Here is a 24,078-nt window from a genome sequence, read left to right on the forward strand (position 1 = left end):
GTGTACATGCTCCCGGGAGCCTTGTTACCCCCAGAATCCCGGAATCTGTTGCAGTTGTTGAAGGCGGAAACCCGCCCGCACCACGAGCGCGCCGAGAGCGTGGTGCGTCTGATGTCGCCGGACCTCTCCCTGGAGGGGTACCGCCGCCATCTGGAAGCGCTCCATTCGCTCCATGCCGCTCTGGAGTCGGTCATCGCCGATCGCTTGGGAGACCAACATCCCGAATTGCTGTTGCCCGAGCGATGGAAGCTGCACCTGCTGCGCGAGGATCTCCTGGCCCTCGGCCACGATGAGGCCTCGCTGGCGCGCCTGCCCGGACTCACCCGCGCGCCCTCGGTGCCGGGCGTTCCCGAGGCCCTGGGCGCCCTCTATGTCCTGGAGGGCTCGACGCTGGGCGGGCAGATCATCCTGCGGCACCTCGTGCGCCACTTCGAGGGCCAGCCCGTGGGCCGCTTCGCGTTCTTCCGGGCCTACGGTGACGCCGTGGGACCCATGTGGAAATCCTTTGGCGAGGTATTGCTTCGCGTGTGTCCGGAACCCGCCCTCGCGCCCCGAGTGGTTCGAGGGGCGCAGGAGGCTTTCGAGCTCTTCGAGGCCCGGTTCCGTGAGGTCAATGGTTGATGCGTCCCGTAACCGAGACAGAGCTGACCGAATGCGACCGTGAGCCCATCCACCTGCTGGGGGGAATCCAACCCCATGGGCTCCTGCTGGCCTTTTCCGAGCCGGACCTCTCCCTGGCGGTGGTGAGCGCCAATACCGAGACGTGGCTGGGCTCGGCTCCCCAGGCGCTCCTGGGCCGGCCGTTGGCGCAGGTGCTGCACCCCACGTCGCTCGCCCTGGTTTCCCGCGCGCTGGCCCAGCCTTCCGGGGGGGAGACCTTGCGCATCGAGGCCGGAGGCCGGGCCTTCGTGGGTCTGCTGCATCGCGGCGACGGGCTCGCCGTGCTGGACCTGGAGCCCATCACCGAGGCGTCCTCCGAGGAGGAGGCGCTGTCCATGGTGAACCAGCTCCTCTCGCCCCTGACCCGGGCGCAGGGGCCGCGTGGCCTGTTGCAGGAGGTGGCGGGCGCGGTGCGGACGCTCTCCGGTTTCGACCGGGTGATGATCTACCGCTTCGACCCGGACTGGCATGGCGAGGTGGTGGCGGAGAGCCGCGACCCGGCCATGGACAGTTTCATGGGGTTGCACTTCCCCGCGACCGACATTCCCGCGCAGGCCCGCGCCCTCTACGTGCGCAGCACGCTGCGCCTCATCGCGGACGCGCGCGCGGCGCCCGTGCCCCTGGTGCCCGCCCTTCTTCCCGGGTTGGGTCGGCCGCTGGACCTGTCGGGCTCGGCCCTGCGCAGCGTGTCCCCGGTGCACCTGGAGTACCTCGCCAACATGGGGGTGGGGGCCTCCATGTCCATCTCCCTGGTGCGCGAGGGGACGCTGTGGGGCCTCATCGCGTGCCACCATCGCGAGCCCCTGCGTGTTCCGGCCTCCACGCGCCGGGCCTGTGATGTGCTGGCGCGCCTGGTGTCGTTGCAGCTCGCCGCGGAGGAGCGTGCCTCGATGTCCGAGGAACTCGCCCGCCGTGCCCGCTTCCAGTCCCAGCTGGTGGAGCGGCTGTCGGTGGATGCCAGCACGCTGGCCGTGTCCATGTCCCGTCAGGCGGATCTGCTGCTCGGGCTCACGGGGGCGACGGGGGCGGCCTTGCTGCTCGGCGAGCAGCCCGTGCTCCTGGGCGCCACGCCCACCCTGGATGAGGTGACCGGGCTGGCTTCCTGGCTCGGCGCCCGGTCCTTCGAGTCCACCCTGCATACCGAGCGGCTGGGACAGCTCCACCCTCCCGCGGAGGCCTACGCGGACGTGGCCAGCGGTCTGCTCGCGGTGCGGCTGGACATGAACGCGCCCCGTTTCATCGTCTGGTTCCGCCCGGAGGTGACGCGCACCATCACCTGGGCGGGCAACCCGCGCAAACCCGTCGTCGAGGGGCCCGGCACCCGCCGGTTGCATCCGCGTGCCTCCTTCGATGCCTGGCAGGAGACGGTGCGGGGCGCGAGCCTGCCCTGGAGTCCAGAGGACCGCTCCTCGGCCGCCTCGCTGCGGGGGGCGCTGGTGGGCGTGTTGCTCCGCCATGCGGCGGCCCTGTCCCAATCCAACGCGGAGCTGGACGAGTTTGGCGGCACCGTGGCGCACGATCTCAAGGAGCCGCTGCGGGGCATCCAGCAGTACGTGAGCTTCCTCCTGGAGGACGTGGGGGAGGCGGTGGGCAGCGAGGGGCGCAAGCAACTCGAGGAGGTGCGCTGGCTGGCGGGCCGGACCCAGGGGCAGATGGACGCCTTGTTCGAGTACAGCCGAGTGGGCCGTCTGTCGCTGGCCTGGGGCGAGGTGGACATGCAGGAACTGGTGGACGACGTCATCCTCACCGTTTCCGCTCGTCTGGTGGAGAACCAGGTTTCCCTTCGCATGCCTCGCCACTTCCCCCGGGTGGCGTGCGATCACGTTCGCGTCCAGCAGGTCTGGGCCAACCTCCTCACCAATGCCGCCAAGTACCACCAGCCCGGGACTCCCCGGTGGGTGGAAGTGGGCTTCATCGCTCCGGACGAGCCCCTGTCCGCCCCGGCACGTCGGCGTGCGGATGAATACGTCTTCTACGTGCGAGACAACGGCATCGGAATCCCCGAGCGGTTCCACGAGATCATCTTCGAGATGTTCCGGCGCCTGCATCCCGCGCATTCGTTCGGTGGAGGCAGTGGTGCGGGGCTGTCCATCGCACGCCGGCTCGTCCAGTTGCATGGGGGCGAGCTCTGGGTGGAGTCCGCGCCCGGTCAGGGTTCCACCTTCTTCTTTACCCTGGGCAAGGGACCTGGGTGATGGAATCCAAACGACCCATGCTGCTCGTCGAGGACAGTGATCCGGACGCGGAGGCCCTGCAGCGGCTGGCGCGCAGACTGCCCCTGTCCTGGCCGGTGGTGCGGGTGAGCGATGGAGAGACGGCGCTCGACTATCTCTACCAGCGGGGGGAGTTCATGCAGGCGCCCCGGCCCGTGATGGTGTTGCTGGACTTGAACCTGCCCGGCATCGGCGGCCGGGAAATCCTTGGCGTCCTCAAGTCGGATCCCTCGATGCGCGCGTTGCCCGTCATCATCTTCTCCAATTCCACGCGCCCCGAGGACGTGAACGATGCCTATGACGCGGGCGCCAACAGCTATCTGTTCAAACCGAGCGAGCCCTCCGGCTTGAAGGAGGTGGCGTTCGCGCTGGAGCGGTTCTGGTTCAGCGTCGCGCGGCTGCCGGGGATGGAGGCGTCCCGGGGATGAGTTTGCGCGTGCTCCTGGTCGATGACAGCCTCGCGGACCAGCGAGCGGTGCGGCGAGCCCTGGAAAAAGACACCCACACGAAGTGGGAGGTGGAGCTGGCCCACTCCGCCGAGGAGGCCCTGGAGCGCTTGAATCATCCCCCCCTGCCCGATGCAATCGTGCTGGACTTCCATCTGCCGGGCATCGACGGCGTTGCCTTGCTGCGGAGCCTGCGCGAGCGATGTGGCGAGCAGATGCCCGCGGTGGTGGTCTTCACCGGCAGCGGCAGCGAGCTCGTGGCGGTGGATGCGATGCGCGCGGGGGCTCATGACTACATCCTCAAGGATGGCCTCTCACCGGAGCGCCTGCGGCGCAGCCTCGCCCATGCCGTGGAGTCCGTGCGCATGGCGCGCGAATTGGAGGAGCGGCGTCTGCAAACGGAGCGTGCCGAGCAGGCGGCCCGGGTGGCGCTCGCGGTGCGCGACGAGTTCTTCGCCATCGCCACGCATGATCTCAAGGGGCCGTTGCAGAGCATCCTGCTGAGCACCCAGCTCCTGCGCCGCCAGCTCCCCGAGTCGGCGCACACGCCTGGCGTGGAGGCTCGGCTCGAGCAGATCCTCCGGGGCACCCAGCGCATGAGCGAGCTCATCGATCACTTCCTGGCGGTGTCCAAGGGGGGGGAGCGGCCCTTGCGGCGCGAGCGGGTGGACCTGCTCTCCCTGGTGCGCACCAAGGTGCGTGAGCTGGCCCCGCTCTCGGCCACGCATCCGGTGAACCTGCACGTGGAGGGCATGGACTTCCTCGGCCAGTGGGACGCGGGAAGCCTGGAGCGGGTGCTGGACAACCTGCTGGGCAACGCCGTGAAGTACAGCCCCAAGGGGGGCGCCATCGACGTGTGGTTGAGCGAGGAGTCTCCGGGTCCCTCCGGTTGGGTGACGCTGCGCGTGCGGGACCAGGGCATGGGGATTCCGGCCGAGGATCTCCCACACATCTTCGAGCGCTTCCGCCGGGGCCGGAACGTGGCGCCGGCCATTTCCGGCAGTGGGGTGGGGCTGGCCAGCGCCTACCGGCTGGTGACGATGCACGGCGGGACGCTCTCCGTGGAGAGCCAGGAGGGCGCGGGCTCGACCTTCACCGTGAGCCTTCCCCGGGACATCCGTGTCGGTGCGCCGTTGACCGGCTCCACGACGCACTCCCCCTGAAGGTCAGGGAGAGGCGGGGAGGCTGCCGCGCAGCATGAAGAAGATGACCACGCCCGTCACGGACACGTAAAGCCAGATGGGCGCGAGCCACCGCGTCACCTTGCGGTGCCGCTCGAAGGCGTTGCGCCAGGCGAAGTAGAAGGACAGCAGCGCGCCCGGCACCACGAAGATGGACAGCAGCACGTGGCTGGCCAGGATGGTCAGGTACACGGCCTTGAGCACGCCACCGCCCGCGTAGCGCGTGTCGCCATGGACGAAGTGGTAGGCGAGGTAGCACACCAGGAAGAGCGCCGAGGAGGCGAAGGCGGACACCATGAGGTACTGGTGCGCGCGCCGCGCCTTCTGGCGGATGGCCACCCAGCCCGCGGTGAGGAACGCCGCCGCCAGGGCGTTGAGGCTCGCGTTCACGGCGGGCAGGAAGCGCAGATCCACGCCTTCCACCGCCCCGCCCCGGCGGATGAGCAGCAGCCAGGCGAGGAAGGACAGCGCGGCGACGGACACCACCGCCGTGAAGAGATAGAAGGAGCGGTCGCTCACCCGGGGGAGTGGAGCGTCTGCGGCGTTGGACATGGTGTGCCTTTTTGGCCTGACAGCGCCCCGTATGCAACCACCCCCGATTTCTCCCGCCCTCCCAATAGGTAAGAAGGCGGATGGTCATTAACGAGAAATCATGACATAAAGCGAAATCGAAGTTTCCCCCCGTATTACCTGGAGGTGCCCGTGCCCCTCGCACGAAGCGTCCTCGCCCCCCTGGCCGCCATCGCCCTCCTGGGCTCCCTCCCGGCCTGGGCCGAGGATGGACCGGTCTGCGCCCCGGTCACGACGATTCCGCTGGAGCGCCACCTGCGCCAGCTCTCCCTGGATCTCCTCGGCCGCCCGCCCACCATTGAAGAGTATGAGGCCGCGCGAGCCAAGGGCTCGGTGTCGGCCGAGGACGTGCGCGAGCTGATGAAGTCAGACGCGTTCTACGCTCGCATGCGCGCCTATCACCGCGCGCTGCTGTGGAGCAACGTCAGCAGCAGCGTCAACAACAATACCAACACGCGCGTGACGGGCACGGGTCTGGACAAGAGCCCCTTTGCCCTGAGCAACAACAGCAGCGGTCCAATCCGCGGCGGCAATGGCGCGACCTGTGACGGCTACATCCCCCAGGCCGAGTGCTTCAAGAAGGAGTACCTCCAGGACGCCCATGTGGACTCCGAGGATTCGAAGCGCTGCTACGACGCGCGCGGCGTGCCCATGCCGGTGAGCTGGGACTACGACGAGACCCTGTATTACAAGTGCGACCAGCTGAACCTCCTGGCGGACGGCAAGACCGTCGATACGTCGATTCCCGACTGCAACGCGGCCGTGACGGCGAAGAAGCTCGACGCGAAGTATCTCTACTTCTGTGACATGCGGCGTGCGGGCACCGCGCTCGCCCCGCACCTGTGCAAGCCGAGTCCGTCGAAGACCACCACGGCCGTGCTCACCGAGGAGAAGCTGGACTCGGCGGGCAAGGTGATCGCCTTCGCGCACCCCAACCCCCCGGCGGGCACCTCGCTCACGGAGCTCAAGCGCTGCACGCTGTCGCTCGAGCTCAAGAACGGCATCGAGGGCTCCTATGCGCCCCAGCGCGGCTGCCTCGAGCGCGAGGGGTTCGTGAAGAAGGCCGTGCCCTACTGGAGCGCGGGAGGCCCCGAGGTGTACGTGTGCGCCGTCAACGCGCAGGAGCGCTCGGAGAACCCGTGGACGAAGGAGTCGTGCACGACGTCGCGCTTCACGGGTGACCGCAGCTGTGGCTGTGGGGAGAACATGCGCCGCTGCGAAGCTCCCGGCGGGGCCACCCACACCGCCCGCGTGGCGGCCTTCAACGAGGAGCCCGAGCGCATCGCCGACGCGGTGGTGAAGAACGACGAGCCGTACTTCAACATCCTCACCACGCGCCGCTCGTTCGTGAACGGTCCCTTGTCCCAGCTCTACCGGGACGGCCAGCAGGGCGTGGGCGTCTTCTCGCTCACCTCTCCGGCCCCCGCCGAGACGCTGCCCGACGTGCCCTACACGGAGCGCGACCGGTGGGATGCCTACGTGCGTGGGCCCCAGCACTCGGGCGTGCTCACCTCGCCCGCGTTCCTCTACCGCTTTCCCACCCAGCGCGCCCGCGTCAACCACTTCTACTCGGCCTTCCTGTGCAAGGCGTTCGTGCCGTCCAGCAACAAGCCGCCGCCCGCGGAGGACGCGTGCAACCGGGAGAACAACCTGGCCAAGCGCTGTGCCTGCAAGGACTGCCACGCCACCATCGAGCCCACGGGCGCGCACTGGGGCCGCTTCGCCGAGCGCGGCGCCCTCTATCTGGAGCCCTCGCGCTTCCCTCGCTACGATCCCAAGTGCGAGGCCTGCGCGATCGCGGGCAACGTCTCGTGCAACGGTGAATGCGCCCAGTACGTGATGCAGGCCTACGACGGCGATGGCGCCGAATCGCTCGGCCGGCTCACCAGCTACCTCTACCGCACGCCGGAGGAGGAGCAGAACATCGAGGGCGGTCCCCAGGTGCTCGTGCAGCGCATGTTGCAGACGGGAGCCATGGAGCGCTGCACGGTGCAGCGCATCTGGCGCGAATTCCTGGGCCGCTCCATGACGTCGCAGGAGCAGGTGCTCTACCTCGACTCGTTCGCCAACGACTTCGCCCGCGACAACTACAGCCTCAAGGGACTCATCGAGCGTCTGGTCCTCTCGGACGCCTACCGGAGGATTGACTGATGCGCCGCCTGCTCCTGCTCGTGCTCGTCGCGCTCGGAACTCCCGCGTGTGACCAGGGCTCCAGTGTGTCCCCTCCGCTTCAGGACGGGCAGCTGGACCCCGTGGAAAATCCCCATGGTGGTGGCGTGACGCCGCTGCCGGACCCCGATGAGCAGAGTGGCCGCGTGGGCCGCTCGGCTCGCCGTCTCACCGTGGCGCAGCTCGGCACCTCCATCGAGACCGCCGTGGGCTTGCCCTGGAAGGACCTCGATGCCCGGGCGGCCTCGCTCGGCCGCGCCGACTACGCGCTCATCAACGCGGAGAGCACCGAGCCCAATCTCGTCTTCGCCAAGTTCCTGGAAGAGGGCGCCCGCACGGTGTGTCTGCAGCGGGCCAGGGATGAGAAGGCGATGCTCGAGGCCAAGAGCCGCACCCTCGGCCGCACGCTGCCGGACGGGAAGATCACCGATTTGACGAAGCTCGAGGCCACCCAGGTGCGCGAGATGCTCGTGTACCTGTCCACCCGCTTCTGGGGGGCGCCCCTGCGGGGGGAGGAGCTGACGCAGTGGGAGGGCTTCTTCACCAAGGCGGCCGCGCGCTCCAAGACCACGAACAAGCCGGAGGAGGCGATCGCGGTGGTCTGCATCGCCTTGATGACGGACTCGCGTTTCTTGACCTACTGATGGCTCCGGAGAGACACACCCATGAAGAAGAATCCTGAAACGTGTGCCGGACGCCGCTCCTTCCTCAAGGCCGGGGCGGGTTTCCTGGGCGCCACGGTGTTCGGCGGCATTCCCTTCCGCTCCTTCGCGGCCGACGCGGCGCTCAAGCCGGCGGATCGCTGCTTCGTCTTCGTCTACTTCTCCGGCGGGTGGGATCAGCTGCTCGCCTTCGATCCGCGGGATCCCGCCGAGTTCACCGCCGAGCGGGTGTCCGAGACGCGCATCCTGCCGGGCTATAGCTTCACCGACGCGCGCTTCCCGACCGTTCCCATCCGGCCCGATGTCGCGGGCAAGGGGCGCTCGAACATCGATTTCGGTCCGGCGGTGGGCGAGCTCGCCAACCACTATGATCTGATGACGGTGGTGCGTGGCATCAACATGACCACGCTCGCGCACGAGGAGGGCATGCGCTACTTCATCACCGGCAAGCGCCCCATCGGCGCGGCCGCGCGTGGCTCCTCCACGGCGACCGAGGTGGTGGGGCAGATGATGCCCACGGTGCCCATCCCCTCCATCGCGATGAACGTGGAGTCCTACAACGAGGGCTACCCCGGCAACGCCAACGCCCTGCGGGTCAACAACCGCGGCGATCTGCTGCTCACGCTCGGCAAGACCAAGGTCCCGCTCGACAGCGAGATCGAGAAGCAGTTGGTGGACTTCAATGGCCGCCCCATCACCTGCGAGGCGGCGGCATATGGCGCGGGCGGCGTGGGCACTTCCTACGCGACGAGCCGCGGGCAGATGCAGCAGGTGCTCTCCAGCGGATTGGACACGGCGTTCGACTTCGGGCACTCGTCCAACGGGGAGCTGCGCACCACGTATGGGCTGAACTCGTCGAACTATGATCAGCCGGCCGGGCGCGCGGCGCTGGTGGCCACGGCGCTCAAGAAGGGCATCAGCCAGTGCGTGTCCATCAACATGGTGGGCGGCCTGGACACCCACTTCGGCACGCAGACGTCCCATGCGCTCAACCAGCGCGCGGGCTTCGACGCCCTCAACCTGCTGGTGAAGGACCTGCGCAGCAGTCCCCATCCGTCCGGGGGCAACTTCATGGACCACACCACCATCCTGGTCTACTCGGAGTTCGCCCGCACGCCGCTCATCAACGCCTCGTCCGGCCGCGATCACCACCTCACCAACAGCTGTCTGCTGATGGGCGCGGGGCTCAAGCACAACAGGGTGTTCGGCTACAGCGGCAACGTCGCCATGACGCCCGCGGTGGTGAACCTGCGCACGGGTGAGGCCGATCCCAACGGCGGCAACATCCTGCCCGAGCACATCATCGCGACGGTGCTGGCGTCCGCCAAGCTGGACTACAGCATCACGCGCGTTCAACCACTGGAAGCCCTGCTGGCTTGATGGAGGACTCGGTGCCGGACATGGTGTCACGTGCGGTCTGGCGGAGGTGGAGTGGACGGGCGGTGGGCCTGCTGATGATGGGGTGGCTGGGTTGCGGTGGCGGCCCGGCCTCGATTCCGCAGGACCATCCCGACCTCACGCCCTTCCAACCCACGCAGGTGCGGGCCCAGGCGCCCGTGGCCGCGGCCTCCGGGTTCGCGGATCAGACGGGGGGAGGCGTCTTCGTGTCGGTGATGGGCCAAGCCGTCCGCATGCGGTTGGACGGCACGTTGGCCCCGCTGGAGAACCATCCCGGCAATCCCGTGGCGCCGGGCAAGGCCCATGCCGTGTTCCGCATGGGAACGGGCTCGGCGCTGGTGGAAGCGGACAACGGCCTGTTCCTGGCTCAAGGCGGCTGGCTCATCTCCCCTCCCTGGCGGGACGTGCTGCGGGCGGGGTTGAGGGCCACGGCGGCCACCGCGGATGGCGCGGTGTGGCTCGCGCACGACTCGGGCCTCTTCCGGCTGCGGGACGGGCAACTGGCGGCGCTCAAGGTGGCCGGTGAGGCGCTGGACGGCATCTCCGCGCTGGTGGCGGCGCCCACGGAGGAAGGCTCCTCGGCCTTGTGGATGTTGCGCCAGGGAGAAGTGCGCCTCGTCGTGCAGACGGCGGCGAGTGCCTGGCAGGTCCGCTCCGTTTCCCTGCCCCTGGGGACGGACGAGCGCGTGGTGGACCTCGTGGGGTTGGGCGCCTCGGTGAAGGGCGGGGCGGAGATATGGGCGCTGACGTCGGAGCGGCTGCTGCGACGCTCGGCGGACGGCTGGCGCGGGGTGAGCCTGGCGCGCAAGCCCACCCAGGTGCTGGCCTCGGGACGCTTCGTCTGGGTGAAGGCGGGCGACTCGCTCCTGTCCCATGACGCGGATGCGAGCACGTGGGGCCTGGTCTCGGGGGTGGACACCCGCGAGTTCCGCTTCCTGGCGGCCGACGAGAGTGGCTGTGCGTGGGTGCAACTGGGCGCGGACACCGTGGCCCTCAGCCGGGGTCCCGTGCCGCGGGTGCTCGGGTTGTACGAGGGGATGACCCTGGTGGACGACACGCTCGTGGTGCGCGCGCGTCCGGCTCCAGGCGAGACGCCCCTGAGCTTCGCCTTCGAGCTCGGGGGGACGCGGGTTCCGGCGGACGGCCCCTCGTACTGCATGGGGGGCGTGGATGTGGACGGCACGCTCAAGCCCTACTCCTTCCTGGGCCTGACGCCGGGGCCTCAGACGCTCAGCGCCGTGGCGCTCTACGCGGATGGGACCGAGACCCGGCGCTCGGTGTCCTTCGATTACCGGCCGCTGTCCACGGAGGCCGTGAGCTGGGAGAAGGACATCCGCCCCATCCACGTGGCCCGCTGTGCCAGGTGCCACGAGGCGAAGGGGCCCGGTATGGACCTGTCCACCTACTCGCTGTGGAAGGACAACGCGGCGCGCATCATCGCGGCGGTGCGCGAGCAGCGCATGCCCGCGGATGGCCCGTTGGACCCGCAGCTCATCACCCTCATCCAGCGCTGGGCCGCCACCGGCGCCAATCCCTGAGAGACGCTTCCTCATGAATCCAGTCCTCCGCGCGTCGCTCGCATTCGCGCTCCTGTCCTCCGCCTGCGTTCCGGACGACTCCCTGGAACCGGGCGCGGTGGACTACTGCACGAGCCTGCCCCCCCTGGCCCTGTCCGCGGACGCCTCGCGCATCCGGGTGAAGCAGAGCCTGCTGCTCAAGGCCTCGGGTGGCAGTGGGTACTACCGCTATCGCGCCGAGCCGGGCGGGTCCTCGGGCCAGTTGAATGGCTCCAATTTCATCGCGGGCGCCACGCCCGGCACGGACACCCTGGTGGCGGAGGACCAGCGCTGCCCGGGAGAGGCGCGCCTCCAGGTGGAGGTGGTCTCGGGCTTTGGCGTGGCCCCCGCGCGCGCCACGATCAAGCCGGGCACGTCCTTCCAGGTGGAGGTGTCGGGCCTGCTGGGCCCGGCCGTCTTCGAACTCGATGCCAGCCCGGCGGGCAGCTCCATTTCCGCCTCGGGTCTGTACACGGCGGGCGCGGGGGAGGGGCTGGACCTGGTGCTGGTGCGTGACGGCCTCAAGGGCGACGTGGTGCAGCTTCGCTTCGAGGTGCGGGCGGATGCGGTGTTGCGGGGAGACCCCGCCTTCCTGGCCCTGCCCGCGGGCTCGTCGACGCCGTTGGCGACGACGGGGGGCAGCGATCAGGTGCGCTGGTCGAAGGTGTCGGGCCCGGGGCAGGTGGTGGCGGGACGCTTCTCCGCCGAGCCGGACGCGGTGGGCACGGCGGTGCTGGAGGGGTCGGACCCCTTCACCCGGGAGAAGACGACCGTGTCCGTGCGCGTGCTCAAGGAGCTGGCGCACGAGGCGCGACCTCACGGACAGCTCACGGATCTCGCCTCGGTGGTGACGGCGGACTTCGACGGGGATGGGGTGATGGACGTGGCCGTGGGGCGGCCGGAGAGCGATCTCTCCCGTCCGCAAGGGGGCGCGGTGTTCATCTTCAAGGGCAGCGCCCTGGGGCTGTCCGCGCAACCCACCTGGACCCTCACGGGTGACTCGGACTCGGCGCGCTTCGGTGACACCGTGCTGGCGGGAGACCTGGATGGGGATGGCCGGGCCGAGCTGGCGGTGTCCTCTCCGGGCGCGTCGTTGACCATCGGCAACTCGGGCGCGGTGTACCTGTACCGCTTCGGCGCGAGCGGGCCAGAGCCCCTGGGGACGCCCCTGTCCAACACGGGCCGGGGTTCCTTCGGCACGGGCCTGGCGCTCGCCGACGCGGATGGAGATGGGGACCTGGATGTGGTGGTGGGTTCGCCCGCGGCGGATCTGGCGCCCACGTCGACGTTGTCGGCCCGCGGTGTCATCGACATCTTCCTGCTCACCCCGGGCCAGTCCGTGCCGGTGCAGTCCAACATCCGCCTGGGTGGCACCCACCTGACGCAGGCGGGAAAGATCGAGGCCCGCAAGTCCACGGACCTGGGGCGCGCGGTGGCGGTGGGTGACCTGAACGGCGATGGGCTCCCGGACCTGGCGGCGCTCAGCAGGCTGTGGCGGTACGACACCGGGAACACCGACAAGCTGCACCAGGCGGTGGCGGTGTTCTTCGGACGGGGAGTCGATCAACCCTTCCGCTCCTCGCCGGACGTGTTCGTCGCGCCGTCCGCCTACCTGACCGACAGCAACGAGGGAAACTGGAAGCTGAGCACGCTGCCCGCGGGGGATGGCCGCCCGCCGCTGCTGGTGGTGGTGGCGGATCGCTCGGACTCGCCGGATCTGAGTACGCGTGGCGGCCAGAAGACGCTGTCCGACGCGGGCGCGGTGCTCTTCTTCGACCTGAGTTCCTACACGTTCAAGGGTGACGCCTCCGATTCACCTCCGCAGATCAAGCGCGAATCGGCCTGGGCCCAGTTGTACGGGGACACGGCCGGTGGCGTGGGCGGCCGGGGTTGGGCGGTGCTGGACGTGGATGGCAACCCCGGTCCGGAGTTGGTGATGGGCATTCCCTACTTCTCGCCCAGTACGCCGCTGCGTCTGGCGGGCAAGATCATCGTCCACCCGCTGGCGACCCTGAAGAAGGGGGACGCGTTCAACAAGCCGCTGATGACGCTCAATGGGTCGGCGAAGTCGGACGTCTTCGGGGTGGGGCTCGCGGCGTGGCCCGTCGATGGCAGCGCGGGGCTGGTGGTCTTCTCCGCGCGGGCCTCGGGCGAGGGACTGGACTTCACCGGCCGGGTGGATGCCCTCGTGAAGGCGGGCGAATCGCTCGACAAGTGGACCCGCACGAGCGCCATGCTGCCCGCGAAGCCCAGCGTGGAGCGCTACGGCGAGGTGGTGGCGGTGGCGCAGGGCCCCTCCGGCGCGGTGGCGCTGGTGGGCTCTCCCGGTTGGGCGGGTCCCGGCGTCAACGGGGATGGCAACGACCTGTCCGTGGGCCGGGCCTGGGCGATGAGGCAGGACGCCTCCACGAGTGAGTTGGTGGCCGAGGGCGCCTCCTCTCCGCTGGTGCGTGGCCGCAACGTGGGCACCGACGTGGCCTTCACGGACTTCAATGGAGACGGGTTCCCGGACGCGGTGGTGGGTGCGCCGGGCTTCACCGGACCGGGAACCAACGCGCGCAACACGGAGATCACCCCCTACTACGCGAAGGAGGACGCCACGTGCCTGCTCGCGGGCAACCAGGGCGTGGGCGGCGTGCTCGTGTCCCTGGGCCAGGCGGATGGGAGCTTCAAGCAGGCGTACCGGTTGTGGGCCCAGGGGGACATCTCCGGGTGCACGCCCGCGGGAACGACCTGCCAGCGCCGCAGCATCGGACGGGGCGTGGTGGGAGGCTTCGACTTCAATGGGGATGGCAAGCAGGACATCGGCGCGTTGCGCAACAACGGCTTCGAGATCTTCCTGGGCCGTGCTCCGGATGATGGCATGCTGGCCAAGCTGACCATGGTGTGCAGCCCTGTCTACACCGCGCCCTATTCCGCGCAGCAGACCTCGGCGCCGGTGGCGCTCGGGGACCTGGACAAGGACGGCTGTGACGAGGTGGCGTGGCGCTACGCGGACGGCTCGAATTCAGGCGTCGTGATCCTCTTTGGCGCGGACGCCACGCGGTGCGCCCGCCGGGCGCCGGTCCAGGTGTTGCTCGCCGACAAGGAGGCGCAGGGGAACTTCCTCGGGTTGGGGTTGGCCACGACGCGCGCGGGCCGCCTCCTGGGCAAGAGCGGCGCGGACTACCTCGCGACCACCGCGACGGCCTACCCCTATCAAGGCCTGACCCAGCAACTGGTGCTGCTGTTCGACACGGCGAAGCTGGTGGAGGAGATGAAGAAGGGCGCCTCCCAGAAGATCGTGTTGAAGGCGAGCGACTATGTCGCGCACGTGCTCGTGCCCCGGTCGCGCGCGGTGGGGTTTGGCACGGCGATCGCGGGTGGCACGGACCTCACGGGCGATGGCGTGGATGACCTGGTGGTGAGCGCGCCGGGGGCCTCGGTCGCCTCGGATGGCGGTGGCTCGGTGTTCGTCTACGCGGGTGGCCCGGGGACCACCGGAGAGCTGTCGCCCTGGCTCACCCTCTCCGGGGACGTGAGCGAGCGCGCCAACTTTGGTCAGTCCCTGGGAATCGTTCCGGGCAAGAGCGGCGCGCCTCCCGCGCTCGTCGTCGGCGCTCCTCTCAGCTACCGCTCGGGCACGAGAAACGGCACGGCCTTCCTGGTTCCGTTCGGCTTCTGACGCGCGGTTCGGCCTCCCTCAGTACCCCAGGGTCATGAGGGCCCCGTCATCCTCCGCGGGCGCCCGTCCCTCCTGGTGGGAGTCCACGCGCTCCATCACTAGATCGTCCAGGTGAAGGGTGCCCAGGAGCCGCCGCTGATCGTCCACGACGAGCAGGCGGTGCACCTGGAGCTGTCGCATCCGCCGGGCGACGTCCTCCTCATCTTCCTCTGGGGAACACGTCTCCACGTCGAGGCTCATCACCTGGCAGATGGGGACGGTGCGCGGATCGTGCCCCAGGGCGAGCCCCCGCACGACGATCGCCCGGTCGCTCAGGATGCCCACGACGCGCTCCTCCTCCACGACGGGCAGGACGTCCACGTTGAGCAGGCGCATCATCTCGGCGGCCGCCATCAGCGTGGTCTCCGGTGGCGCGGAGAGCGCATCCGGCGTCATCACGTCACGAATCCTCATGACCCACCTCATTCCCTGGGGGGACGATCCCTGGCACAGGGTGGGTCTTCCCGGGCGGACGTGCCGCGAACCTTCTCCCCGTCCACGTGCGCTCCTTCGCTCACCCAGCCAGGGGACAGGGTGGGGCCTGGTTGCCCGTCCGCTGTCTGGGCGGGCGTGGCGACGGGGGATGGGGGCGGGATTGGCCTCGTGCGGAGGCGGGCAACACATTGCCAGCAGTTCCCGGCGGGGGAGGAGAGAGGACGGCGCGATGGCGAGCAAGCCGGCGGTGGAGAAGTTGCGAAGTCTGGCGCAACTGGACGTGGACGCGGTGGGGGCCTACGACGCCGCCATCGCCCGGGTGAAGGAGCCGCTCGTGCGCGAGCGCCTGAACGAGTTCCGGTTCGACCACATGCGTCATGTGCGGGAGCTCAACGCCTTCATCCGGGAGCTGGGCGGGGAGCCGGTGCAATTGAGGCCGGATCTCAAGGGCGCGGCGATGAAGGGCCTGACGGCGATGTCGAGCCTGATGGGCACGGAGGCGGCGCTCATGGCCATGCTCGGCAACGAGGAGATCACCAACCGCGTCTACGAGCTGGCACTCCATTTCGAGTGGAGCGCCCCAGTGCGGCAGCTCATCCAGAAGAATCGCCAGGACGAGGAGCGGCACATCACGTGGATCCGGGAGGCGGTGCGCGTGCGGCCCTGGTCGGGTGATGAGCTCGAAGCGCCTGTCTGAGCAGGTGTTCCCCTGGGAGACGGCGGCGCGAGCGTCTAAATTCGTCCGGTCCGAGCCCCCTGGGAGAGCCTTCCTGATGAGCGACACCCTGCCCGAGCTGCGCGCCCTCCTGTCCGAGCTGGTCGCCGTGGACACGACCTCCACCCGCACCAACGCACCGTTGGTGGCGCTGGCGCGCGGCAAGCTGGAGGCGGTGGGCTTCCAGACGGAAGAGGTGCGCTACCGGGACCAGTCCGGGGTGGAGAAGGTCAACCTCATCGCGGTGAAGGGAGGCGAGCCGGGGGCCCAGGCGGCCCTGGCGCTCGTGGGCCATACGGACTGCGTGCCGTATGACGCCGCGTGGACGGACGCACTGCGGCTCACGGAGCGCGATGGGCGGCTGTACGGCCGGGGCGCTTGTGACACCAAGGGGTTCATCGCCTGTGCGCTGCACGCCGTGGCGCATCTCTCGCGGCCGCTGCGTGCGCCGTTGATGGTGCTGCTGACGGCGGACGAGGAGGTGGGATGCGAGGGCGCCAAGCAGCTCGTGTCGCTGGGCAAGGGCCGGGCGCGGCATGCCATCGTGGGCGAGCCCACACGGCTTGTTCCGGTGCGCGCGCACAAGGGGTATTGCCTGGCCGAGGTGGAGGTGCTGGGTCGGGAGGGCCATAGCGCTTATCCGGACGAAGGGGCCTCGGCCATCTTCCGCGCGGGGCGCTTCCTGCAACGGCTGGAGACGCTGGCGCGGACGACCTTGCGCGAGGATCGCGACGAGGACTTCGAGCCGCCCTTCACCACGGTGAACGTGGGCCGTATCGGCGGGGGCAAGGCCGCCAATGTCATCTCCGGCGCCTGCCAGTTCATCGTGGAGTGGCGGCCCCTGCCCCATCAACCCCAGGAGCGGGTGTTGGAGCTGCTGGAGTCCATCCGGAGAGAGCTGGTGCGGGACGAGCCCGGCTACGAGGCCCACATCCGCTTGCTGCGCACGGAGTCCGCGGTGGACACGCGCGCGGACGCGGAGGTGGTGCGGATGATGGCGGAGCTGTCCGGCAACGCGCCCATCACGGTGTCCTTTGGCACCGAGGCGCCGCAGCTCACGGAGCTGGGGGCTCAAGCGGTGGTGTTCGGCCCGGGCGACATTCGCGTGGCCCACCAGACGGGTGAATACGTCCCGGTGGAGGACCTGGTGCGGTGCGAAGCCTATCTCTCCCGCGCCATCGCCCACTTCTGTGGCTGAGCGCGGGAGCGTTCCTGGCCGGCCGCCTGGTGGGACGGCAGCCGGAAATATTGGGGCGCGCGCATCCAGACGATAGGATTCCCATCGAGACGGACGTGCCGGGGGGGGACAGTCGCTGAGGGAGCAGATCTCCGGCCCCTTCCTTTCTTCAGAAGACTGGGCTGATAGCCTGCGCCTTGGAGCGGACCATGGTTGCACTCTCGAACTCTCTCAGCACGACCGGCCGTGTTCTCCTCGTGGACGACAGTCCCATCGCCCTGGAAGCCATTGGCTCGCGCCTGATGGAAAGCGGCCTGGATGTGGCGATGACCTCGTCGCCGCGTGAGGCCCTCGGGCTCGCGACCGAAGGACCGCTGCTCTTCGATCTGCTGATCCTCGATGTGATCATGCCGGAGATGAATGGCCACGAGCTGACGCGCCACCTGCGCGGCCACGCCCGGACCGTCAACACGCCCATCCTCCTGCTCACCTCCCTGGACTCCACGGATGATCGCGTGAAGGGCCTGGTGGCGGGGGCGGATGACTTCTTCACCAAGACGGCGCCCGATGCCGAGATGCTCGCGCGCGTGCGCTCGTTCATCTCGCTGGGCAAGATGCGCGCCCACCTGCAAGCGCAGCACGAGGCCATGGCCCGGGTGATGCGCGAGCCCGAGGCCCCCACGCCGCCCCAGGCCCGGGTGGAGATCATCCACCACATGCCCGTGATGGGGGAGCGGCTCGCCCGGGCCCTCAGGGGCTCTCCCCTGGGCGGTGAGTTCCAACTCACCCAGCGCGCCTCGTCGCAGCGCATGACCAGCTCCGACGCGGACCTGCTCATCGTCAGCTACCCGGTCGCGCTCGAGGGCGAGCACCCGTTGCTCAAGCGCTTCGGTTTCGACGAGGAGTCGCCCGCCATCCTGGTGGTGGACGAGGTCGAGTCCACCATGCGGCGCGTGGCCGCGTTCGACGCCGGCGCCGACGACTACCTCACGCTGCACACGCCCATGGCGGAGCTCGCCGCGCGCATGGGCAGTGCCATGCGCCGTCAGCGCCGCCAGCGCCAGCTGCGCACCTCGCGCGACCGCGCCATGCTGGTGGCGGTGACGGATCCGCTCACGGGCCTGTACAACCGCGCCTACTTCCACGAGGCGCTCGGCGTCGAGTTCCGGCGGGCCCAGCGCTACAAGCACCCGATGTCGCTCGTCATCCTGGACCTGGATCACTTCAAACAGGTCAACGACACGCTTGGCCACACGGCGGGCGATCAGGCCCTGCGCGAGGTGTCCGTGCGGCTGCGCCAGACGGCGCGCTCCACGGACGTAGTGGCCCGTCACGGAGGCGAGGAGTTCGCGATGATCCTCCCCGAGACGGACCTGGAGCATGGGCTCATCGCCGCCGAGCGCTTCCGCGCCGCCGTGGACGGCACGGTCGTCAAGGGCGCCCGGGGCGGCAGCCGCGCCATCACCATCAGCGCCGGCGTGGGCTGCTATCCCGCGCATGCCTCGTCCGTCACGGACCTCATCGAGCTGACCGACGCGGCGCTCTACAGCGCCAAGCGCCAGGGCCGCAACCGGGTGTGCGCCGTCTCGCACAGCACCGAGCCCTTCTCCATGAGCGCCTCGGCCGCCCCCACCCCCGCCAGCATCATGGAACGCCTGCGCCGCCTGGTGTCGGACGACGTGGAGAGCCCGCTGTCGGCCACGCGCATCGCCGCGCGCATGCTGCACGATGCCTCGGCGCCGGGTGACTCGCTGCACGCGCTCACCTCGCAGCTGCACGCCTCGTCCGAGGACGTGCGGCGCGAATTGCTCTCGCTCATGGACGAGTTGTCGCGCAATCTGCTCGAAACCACCCGGCGCGACTCCCACTAGGACCGGGCGTGGGGCGGTTTTCGCGTGCGGCGGGCTCGCCGTCGTGAAATCATTTGAGCTGAAACCATTTCGAGGAGAACCTGACATGCGGTCGAGGCTGCTGACCTCTCTTTGTGTGCTCGCGCTGGGCGCGGGGTGTGTGACCCAGGGCAAATACGACGCGGCGATGCAGAACGCGCAGACGCTCGATGAGCAGCTCAAGGAGGAAAAGGCGGCGCACGCGGCGGCCAGCGAGAAGGCGAAGGAGCTGGACGCCAAGGTGAAGGCGCTGGAGGAGAAGGGGGCGGAGCTGGAGCGGGAGAAGGCGGCGCTCGAGACGCGGCTGTCCACCGCCGAGAGCGGTCTGACGGCGGGCGCCGCCGAGCGCCGGGCCCTGGAGCAGAAGAACGCCGAGCTGGCCGCCCTCAACGACGAGCTGGCGCGCTCCAAGAAGAAGCTCACCGAGGCCAAGGACGCCCTGGAGAAGAAGAGCTCCGAGTACGAGAACCTCTCCAAGAGCCTGGAGAAGGAGATCTCCGAGGGCAAGGTGGAGCTGTCCGAGCTGCGCGGCCGGATGACGGTGAACCTCAAGGACAAGATTCTCTTCGCCTCGGGCTCGGCGCGGGTGGGCAAGGAGGGCGAGGCGGCGCTGCTCAAGGTCGCCGAGGCGCTCAAGGGCGTGGAGGGGAAGATCATCCGGGTGGAGGGCCACACGGACGACGTGCCCACGGATCCCAAGGGGCAGTTCCCCTCGAACTGGGAGCTGAGCCTGGCGCGGGCCATGGCGGTGGTGCGGGCGCTGCAGGACGCGGGGGTGGATCCCACCAAGCTGTCCGCCGCGGGGTATGGCCCCTATCAGCCCATCGCCGCCAACGACTCGCCGGAGAACCGCAGCCTCAACCGGCGCATCGAGATCGTCCTGGCGCCCAACGCCGCGGCCACCGCCGCCCGGTAGCCGAGGGCGCGCGGCCCGCTACGCCTGGGGCTGCGCGCAGGTGAAGAGATCCCTCATCACCTTCTTGGCCTCGGCGATGAGGCCCTGGTCGCGCACCTCGGGCCCGGGCTTCACGATGAGCTTCATGTCCGGGGTGAGCCGGTAGTAGCCCTTGGAGCGCTGCACCAGGGCCAGCAGCTTCGCCCCGTCCAGGAGCGCGTCTCCCCCCAGCATCACCGACAGCCGTCCCGGACCGCCCTCGAGCCCGCGCAGGCGCAGCTCGCGCATGTCGATCTTCACCAGCGCCTGCTCGGAGAGGTTGTCCACCTCGTCCGGGGCCTCGCCGAAGCGGTCCACCAGCTCCGCGCGCAGGTCCTGGACCTCGTCCGGTGTGCTCGCCTGGCTGAAGCGCTTGTAGAAGACCAGCCGCTGGTGCACGTCCGCGACGTAGTCATCCGGGATGAGCGCCGCCATGGGCAGGGAAATCTCGGGCTCGATCCGCACCTTGGGCGGCTCGCCCTGCACCTCGGCGACGGCCTCCTCGAGCAGCTGCGCGTACATGTCGAAGCCGATGGCGGAGATGGAGCCCGACTGCTCGCCGCCCAGCAGGTTGCCCGCGCCGCGGATCTCCAGATCATGACTCGCGATGGAGAAGCCCGCTCCCAGCTCGGTGAAGCGCTGCAACACCTCCAGGCGCCGCTGGGCGTCCTTGGTGACCGTCCTGCGCGCGGGCACCAGCAGGTACGCATAGGCGCGCTCGCGCGAGCGGCCCACGCGTCCCCGGAGCTGGTAGAGCTGCGCGAGTCCGAACGTGTCCGCCCGGTCGACGATCATCGTGTTGGCGCTCGAGATGTCGATGCCGCTCTCGATGATGCTCGTGCACAGGAGCATCTGGAACTTCTTCTCGGTGAAGTCGAGCATCACCTTCTCGAGCTGGCCCTCGCCCATCTGTCCGTGGGCGATGCCGAGGGTGACGTTCGGCACCAGCTCGCGCAGCCGCGTCTCCATGGCGGGAATGGACTCCACGCGGTTGTGCACGAAGAAGACCTGACCGCCGCGGGCGACTTCCCGCTCGATGGCCTCCTTGATGGCCGGCGGGTCGAACTTCATCACGAAGGTGCGGATGGCGCGCCGATCCTGGGGCGGGGTGGCGATGATGCTCATCTCGCGCACGCCGGACATGGCCATGTGCAGCGTGCGGGGAATGGGCGTCGCCGACAGCGTGAGCACGTCCACCTGTGAGCGCAGCTTCTTGATCTGCTCCTTGTGCTTCACGCCGAAGCGCTGCTCCTCGTCCACCACGAGCAGGCCCAGGTCCTTGAAGGCCACGTCCCCGCCGAGCAGCTTGTGCGTGCCGATGAGGATGTCCACCTTGCCCTCCTTGGCGCGCTTGAGCAGCTCGCGTACCTCCTGGGGCTTCTTCAGGCCGGAGATGACCTCCACCGTGACGGGGTAGTCCTTGAAGCGCTTCTTGAAGGACAGGTAGTGCTGCTGGGCGAGCACCGTGGTGGGCACCAGCACCGCCACCTGCTTGCGATCCAGCGTGGCCTTGAAGGCGGCGCGCATGGCCACCTCCGTCTTGCCGTAGCCCACGTCGCCGCAGACGAGCCGGTCCATGGGCTGGCTCTTCTGCATGTCGGCGAGCACGTCCTCGATGGCCTTGGCCTGGTCCGCCGTCTCCTCGAACTCGAAGTCCGCCTCGAACTGGGCGTAGTACCGGTCCGGTGCGCTGAACGCATGGCCCGGGTGGGCCCGGCGCGCCGCGGCGATGTTGAGCAGCTCCGCCGCCATCTTGAGCAGCTGCTCCTTGACCTTCTTCTTCGTCTTCTCCCAGGAGGTGGTGCCCAGCTTGTCCAGCGTCACCTGGTCGGGGTCTCCGCCGGTGAACTTCTGGATGAGCCGCATGCGGCCCACGGGCAGGTAGACCTTGTCCTTGCCCGCGTACTCGAGCACGAGGAAGTCCCCGGGCACGCCGTTCACCTGCATCTTCGTCAGGCCCGCGTAGCGGCCGATGCCGAAGTCGGTGTGGACGATGAGGTCGCCCTCCTTGAGATCCTTGAAGCCCGCGGCGAAGGCATCCAGGCTCTTGGAGCGCCGCACGCGGCGGCGGGAGCGGGCGCCGAAGATTTCCTCGTCCGACAGCAGGGCGAGCCCGGCGGGGTCCACGAAGCCGTGGCTGATCTCCCCCGTGAACAGGTGGGCGGACACGGCTGGCTCATACAGCCGCGTGACGTCCGAGAGGGGCTCGGTGTGCACGCGCACCATCACGTTGCGATCCAATAGCAGGCGCTTGAGCCGGTCCGCCTGGCTCAGGGTCCCACACGCCACGGCGCAGGGGATGCGGCCGTCACGCCAGCGCTGGAGCCGTTCGATGAGCGGGGTGAGCGCGCCTTCCTCTCCGTGGTGGGCGAGGATGGCCTCGCGCACGTCCTGCGTCGTCCCGAAGGGGAAGATCACGGGCGGGGACTCGCCCTGGGTGAGGGACAGGCCTCCGCCCTCCAGCACCCGGAACGCCTGGAGCCGCTGCTCGGCCTGGACCTGGGTGAGGAAATGATCCTCGGCGGGGTAGGTGAGATCCTGCCGCTCGTCGGCGGCTTGGGCCGCCCGCGCGAGCTCCGTCCACAGGTCCTCGGCGGCGCGCTCGATGCCCAGGGGATCGTCCAGATAGACGAGCGGCGCCTCGTTCCACCGTGCCAGGTAGTCGAAGAGGGTGCCCAGGCCTCCGGGAAAGAAGCCGGGCAGCAGCCCCTCCAGGCCGAAGCCGGGCAGCCCCTCCTGGAGCGCGTCCAGGTATTCGCGCAGCTTCGAGGTGGGCAGGTTGATGCGATCCGCCACGGCGCGCGCGGCCGCCTCGGCGTGGGCACGCGTCTGCTCGGAGAAGATGACCTCGCGCGCGGGCAGGAGGATGATCTCCGGGAGTGCGTCCACGGTGCGCTGCGTCTCCGGATCGAAGACGCGGATGGACTCGACGGTGTCCCCGAAGAACTCGATGCGGACGGGCTTGTCGTACAGCGGGCTGAAGACGTCGACGAGACCCCCGCGCACGGAGAACGTGCCCAGGTCCTCGACGAGGGGGCTGGACAGGTAGCCCATGTGGGCGAGCTTGCGAGCGAGCTCGTCGCGATCGAAGTCCTGCCCCACGGCGAGCCGCTCGGACAGGGCCTTCATCACCGCCGGGGGAATCACCTTGCGCAACAAGCCCCGGAGCGACACCACGAGCGCCGGAAAGCGCGTGCCCTGGCTCAAGTGGAAGAGCGCGCCGAGCCGGTCCGCGACGGCCTCGCCATCCGGAGAGAGTTCGTCGTAGGGGAGGATTTCGTCCGCGGGCAGGCGGAGGACGTGGGGTTCGCGCGCCGTGCCCTTGCCACCCAGGAAGAAGGCGAGGTCGTGGGCGAGCGCGTCCGCGGCCTCTTCATCGGGGGCGACGCAGACGAGGGGCGCCTTCAAGGCCCGTTGCAGGCGGGCGAGCGCGTAGCCGCGGGCGGCTCCCTGGAGGCCTTGCGTGCGGACACGCTGCCCGGCGCGCAGGGTCTCCTGGACGCGGGCGAAGGGGTCATCGGCCACGGGAGGCGCACGCAGCGCCTCCGCATCGAGCTTCTGGGTAAAAGGAGTTTCCATCCGTAGGCGCCTGGAAGCGCCTTCCGGTAATTAGGAGCCGGACCCCGAGGGGTCAACGGAAGAGCGAGGGGCCTGGTGGGTGGTGGTCACCCAGGACCCCGAGCCTACAGCAGCCTACGCCCCGGCCACCCGGTAGTCCTCGTCATCGTCGTCGGTTCCGCCGTCGCTGGTACCTCCGCCCTTGGGCAGCAGGGCGCTGGCGGACGGGACCGGGTCCTCATCCATGTGGGAGGGCAGGCGGCCTGGGTTCCGCATGGCGCAGACCAGGGCGAGCAGGGAGAGGAGAGCGAAGGTGAGGGGGCGCATGGGAATACCTCCAGTCCGCGGGACGCGGTGGGCCCTGGGGATATTCAGCCTGGGCGGGAGGCGCTAGCCCTTCTTGAGCGTCCGCACGTAGGCCACGAGGGCGTCGATCTGCTGGGCGCTCAATTTGTCCTTGTAGGCCTTCATCTTCCTGTTCTTGGTGGAACCCTCGGCGATGACCTGGCGGATCTCCGCGTCGCTGTGGGTGGACTGCCAGGAGGGCAGGGAGATGTCCCCGACGGACTCCTTCTTGCCCATCTGCGTCTGCCCCTTGCCGTCTCCGCCGTGACAGGACTTGCACTTGGCCGTCCACGTCTCGGCGGCGGTTTCGTCCTCGGCGTGGACGACGGTGGCGAGGGACAGGCTGAGCAGCAGGGCGAAACGGAACTTCATGAGGAAGACCTCCAGGAGACCGGCTCGGGGGACGTCGTGAGGTTTCGAACGATAGGGCAAGCGCGGGGCCAGGAGAAATCCGCCCGGGTCGGAGT

The 24,078-nt window shown here is 69.2% G+C and carries 18 protein-coding genes; 13 read left to right on the top strand and 5 right to left on the bottom strand.

The annotated features are described in order from the left end of the window. Positions 1-48: 48 nt before the first annotated feature. The 4 genes from MEBOL_RS22425 to MEBOL_RS22440 are packed head-to-tail and all read left to right on the top strand — an operon-like array spanning position 49 to position 4,482. A complete protein-coding gene (locus MEBOL_RS22425) occupies positions 49-621 on the top strand; it encodes a biliverdin-producing heme oxygenase (protein WP_245918740.1) in 573 nt (190 codons plus the stop codon). Continuing rightward, a complete protein-coding gene (locus MEBOL_RS22430) occupies positions 621-2,855 on the top strand; it encodes an ATP-binding protein (RefSeq protein WP_170115726.1) in 2,235 nt (744 codons plus the stop codon). Before MEBOL_RS22425 ends, MEBOL_RS22430 begins: the two co-directional genes overlap by 1 nt. Next, positions 2,855-3,301 carry a response regulator gene (locus tag MEBOL_RS22435; RefSeq protein ID WP_245918741.1) on the top strand — a complete coding sequence of 149 codons (447 nt, stop codon included), beginning with the start codon at positions 2,855-2,857 and terminating at the stop codon, positions 3,299-3,301. The genes MEBOL_RS22430 and MEBOL_RS22435 overlap by 1 nt, the downstream gene beginning before the upstream one ends. Beyond that, complete coding sequence (locus MEBOL_RS22440; protein ID WP_095979367.1) at positions 3,298-4,482, top strand: hybrid sensor histidine kinase/response regulator; 1,185 nt, start codon at positions 3,298-3,300, stop codon at positions 4,480-4,482. The genes MEBOL_RS22435 and MEBOL_RS22440 overlap by 4 nt, the downstream gene beginning before the upstream one ends. A 3-nt stretch (positions 4,483-4,485) precedes the next feature. Here the strand turns inward: MEBOL_RS22440 and MEBOL_RS22445 are convergent, their stop codons facing one another. After that, complete coding sequence (locus MEBOL_RS22445; RefSeq protein ID WP_095979368.1) at positions 4,486-5,052, bottom strand: DUF420 domain-containing protein; 567 nt, start codon at positions 5,050-5,052, stop codon at positions 4,486-4,488. 150 nt (positions 5,053-5,202) lie between these two features. Here MEBOL_RS22445 and MEBOL_RS22450 point away from each other — a divergent pair, with 150 nt between their 5' ends. From MEBOL_RS22450 to MEBOL_RS22470, 5 genes are read left to right on the top strand one after another with little or no spacing between them, the layout of a single operon-like run. After that, positions 5,203-7,221 (top strand): DUF1585 domain-containing protein, encoded by a 2,019-nt coding sequence (locus MEBOL_RS22450; protein WP_095979369.1) that lies wholly within the window; start codon positions 5,203-5,205, stop codon positions 7,219-7,221. Next, positions 7,221-7,883 (top strand): hypothetical protein, encoded by a 663-nt coding sequence (locus MEBOL_RS22455; RefSeq protein ID WP_095979370.1) that lies wholly within the window; start codon positions 7,221-7,223, stop codon positions 7,881-7,883. The genes MEBOL_RS22450 and MEBOL_RS22455 overlap by 1 nt, the downstream gene beginning before the upstream one ends. A gap of 21 nt (positions 7,884-7,904) precedes the next feature. Beyond that, on the top strand, positions 7,905-9,281 hold the full coding sequence (locus MEBOL_RS22460; RefSeq protein ID WP_095979371.1) for a DUF1501 domain-containing protein: 1,377 nt from the start codon (positions 7,905-7,907) through the stop codon (positions 9,279-9,281). Positions 9,282-9,301: 20 nt separating this feature from the next. After that, positions 9,302-10,837, top strand: a complete 1,536-nt coding sequence (locus MEBOL_RS22465) for a hypothetical protein (protein WP_245918743.1) — start codon at positions 9,302-9,304, stop codon at positions 10,835-10,837. Between the two features lie 13 nt (positions 10,838-10,850). Then, positions 10,851-14,519: an FG-GAP-like repeat-containing protein gene (locus tag MEBOL_RS22470; protein WP_095979372.1), complete on the top strand. Its 3,669-nt coding sequence runs from the start codon at positions 10,851-10,853 to the stop codon at positions 14,517-14,519. 18 nt (positions 14,520-14,537) lie between these two features. Here the strand turns inward: MEBOL_RS22470 and MEBOL_RS22475 are convergent, their stop codons facing one another. After that, positions 14,538-14,972 (bottom strand): CBS domain-containing protein, encoded by a 435-nt coding sequence (locus MEBOL_RS22475; protein ID WP_157775371.1) that lies wholly within the window; start codon positions 14,970-14,972, stop codon positions 14,538-14,540. 250 nt (positions 14,973-15,222) lie between these two features. Here MEBOL_RS22475 and MEBOL_RS22480 point away from each other — a divergent pair, with 250 nt between their 5' ends. The 4 genes from MEBOL_RS22480 to MEBOL_RS22495 all read left to right on the top strand — a co-directional run bounded on the left by MEBOL_RS22480 (position 15,223) and on the right by MEBOL_RS22495 (position 19,690). After that, entirely contained in the window at positions 15,223-15,690 is a 468-nt protein-coding gene (locus MEBOL_RS22480; protein ID WP_095979374.1) for a ferritin-like domain-containing protein, read from the top strand. A 76-nt stretch (positions 15,691-15,766) separates the two neighbouring features. Continuing rightward, on the top strand, positions 15,767-16,906 hold the full coding sequence (gene argE, locus MEBOL_RS22485) for an acetylornithine deacetylase (protein WP_095979375.1): 1,140 nt from the start codon (positions 15,767-15,769) through the stop codon (positions 16,904-16,906). A 188-nt stretch (positions 16,907-17,094) separates the two neighbouring features. After that, positions 17,095-18,756 carry a diguanylate cyclase gene (locus MEBOL_RS22490; RefSeq protein ID WP_095979376.1) on the top strand — a complete coding sequence of 554 codons (1,662 nt, stop codon included), beginning with the start codon at positions 17,095-17,097 and terminating at the stop codon, positions 18,754-18,756. An 85-nt stretch (positions 18,757-18,841) separates the two neighbouring features. Further along, positions 18,842-19,690, top strand: coding sequence for an OmpA/MotB family protein (locus MEBOL_RS22495; RefSeq protein ID WP_095979377.1), 849 nt, complete (start codon positions 18,842-18,844; stop codon positions 19,688-19,690). Between the two features lie 18 nt (positions 19,691-19,708). On the opposite strand, the gene mfd is transcribed toward MEBOL_RS22495, so the two are convergent. The 3 genes from mfd to MEBOL_RS22510 form a co-directional block, all read right to left on the bottom strand. Then, on the bottom strand, positions 19,709-23,287 hold the full coding sequence (gene mfd / locus MEBOL_RS22500; protein ID WP_095979378.1) for a transcription-repair coupling factor: 3,579 nt from the start codon (positions 23,285-23,287) through the stop codon (positions 19,709-19,711). 114 nt (positions 23,288-23,401) lie between these two features. After that, entirely contained in the window at positions 23,402-23,593 is a 192-nt protein-coding gene (locus MEBOL_RS22505; RefSeq protein WP_095979379.1) for a hypothetical protein, read from the bottom strand. A 63-nt stretch (positions 23,594-23,656) separates the two neighbouring features. Further along, on the bottom strand, positions 23,657-23,983 hold the full coding sequence (locus tag MEBOL_RS22510; protein WP_095979380.1) for a c-type cytochrome: 327 nt from the start codon (positions 23,981-23,983) through the stop codon (positions 23,657-23,659). Positions 23,984-24,078: the final 95 nt, after the last annotated feature.

Source organism: Melittangium boletus DSM 14713 (genome assembly GCF_002305855.1).
In the GTDB taxonomy this organism is placed as follows: domain Bacteria; phylum Myxococcota; class Myxococcia; order Myxococcales; family Myxococcaceae; genus Cystobacter; species Cystobacter boletus.